This window comes from Frigoribacterium sp. RIT-PI-h (assembly GCF_001297205.1).
Taxonomy (GTDB): Bacteria; Actinomycetota; Actinomycetes; order Actinomycetales; family Microbacteriaceae; genus Frigoribacterium.
The window spans coordinates 1-1576 of sequence record NZ_LHOZ01000128.1; the positions used below are offsets into that span (position 1 = coordinate 1).

A 1576-nucleotide genomic window follows, 5' to 3' on the forward strand; every position below is an offset into this window, starting at 1 on the left:
AGCGGACTCGTCCGCACTCACGTCGCCCGGCGACGTTCGTCAGCTCGGCCCGGGTGCGGACGAGTCCGCTCGCCGTCAGCTCGATCTCGAGCACGAGCGCGAGTCCGGCCACGTCGTCGTGCGCTTCGACCGTGACGACGGCGGCTCCCGCGTCGACCAGCTCGGGACCCGAGGAGGCGCGGGTCGCCTCCGCCTCGCCCGTCACGTCGAGCGCGTCGACCGTGAACCGCGGCGACCAGTCGGCGCCGTCCGAGCGGTGGCCGCCGATCCCGGGCTTGCCCGACCAGCCCGCGTGGTGCTCGGGCAGGATCGCCAGTCGCACCGGCTCGTCCATCAGGTTGTTGACGTACGGCGGCACCGCGGCGGCCGCGAGCGACCGCACGTCGTCGAGCGTCGGCCGACCGAGCGCGGCGCCCCAGTGCACGACCGCCGGAAGGCGCCCGTGGGTGACGTCGAGCAGCAGGCTGACGCCGGCAGCGCTCAGGTGGACGAACGCGTCGGGTGCTTCGGGCACCTCGGACGGCGCGACGAGGCTGGGCGACGGGGTGGGGTGCGACACGGATGCTCCTGACGGCGGCAGATACTTTCGTCTGGGAAGTATCTCGGACGTCGCGCGGGCGTCACAACCCCGTCGAGGTCTCGCCCGGTGTCAGGAGGCGCGGGGCGAGAAGAGCTCGTCGGTCACGTCGGTCGGCTGGTCGCGGAACCAGCGCAGCAAGGTGCGGACCTTGTGCGACGACGACGGGGACAGGTTGCTGAAGCCGTCGCGGCCGACGGCCTTCCCGTCCGTCCCGGGGCCGAAGACGTCGGCGTAGCCCGGGATCACCGCGGCGAGGTCGTCCGTGACGGCTTGGTACCCCATGGTCCAGGCGGGGAACAGCCGGTCCTCGACGCGTTCGTCGACGATCGTGTGCACGGCCGTGTGTCGGGGGTCGCGGGCGATGACCGCGAGGCGCTCTCGAACCGCCTCGTCGGGCCCTTCGAGCACCTGGATGAAACGCCCCTCGCGGTGCAGCAGCATGCCGGTGATGCCCAGGCGGGCGTTGTTCGACCGGCTGGTCATCAGCAGGTTGGCCAGGTCGTCGTCGGTGAAGGGGTACGACGATCGACTGACGTAGACGGTGGACAGCACGGGCGGGCCTCCTCGGGTTCAGGGCTCGACCGAGTCTGCACGTCGTCCGGCCCCGCCGCCCTCCCCAGTTCTGGGCGCTGACACACCTGGCCCTGCCTGGCCCCTCCCCGCCCCTCCCTGCCTTGCCTCCCTGCCTGCCTTGCCCCGCCCGCACAGTGTGCAAATCGCGACGAGACGTCGGCGATCGGCCCCTGCGGGCGTCCGCCAGCGGCGTGTCGAGCTCGGTTGGTCGGGTTCGGTACGCGGGGAGGCGCGGGTCAGGTCGGGTTCGGCACATGAGATGGGTCGGGTCGCGTTCCTCGATCGGGCAGGTGCGGGTCCGGTACGTGAGGAGGCGCGGGTCGGGCACGCGAGGAGGCGCGGGTCCGATGCGGGTTCGGTACCTGAGGAGGCGCGGGGCGGGCACGCGAGGAGGCGCGGGTCCGATGCGGGTTCGGCACGCGG

2 protein-coding genes are annotated in these 1576 nt (G+C 72.6%); both read right to left on the minus strand.

All coding sequences use genetic code 11. The features are described 5' to 3' along the window. Window positions 1-559 (minus strand): glycoside hydrolase family 36 N-terminal domain-containing protein (locus AEQ27_RS15970; protein WP_304437584.1); only part of this gene is annotated, 559 nt, incomplete at its 3' end. A 90-nt stretch (window positions 560-649) separates the two neighbouring features. After that, on the minus strand, window positions 650-1132 hold the full coding sequence (locus AEQ27_RS15975; protein WP_054147572.1) for a BLUF domain-containing protein: 483 nt from the start codon (window positions 1130-1132) through the stop codon (window positions 650-652). Window positions 1133-1576 lie beyond the last annotated feature (444 nt).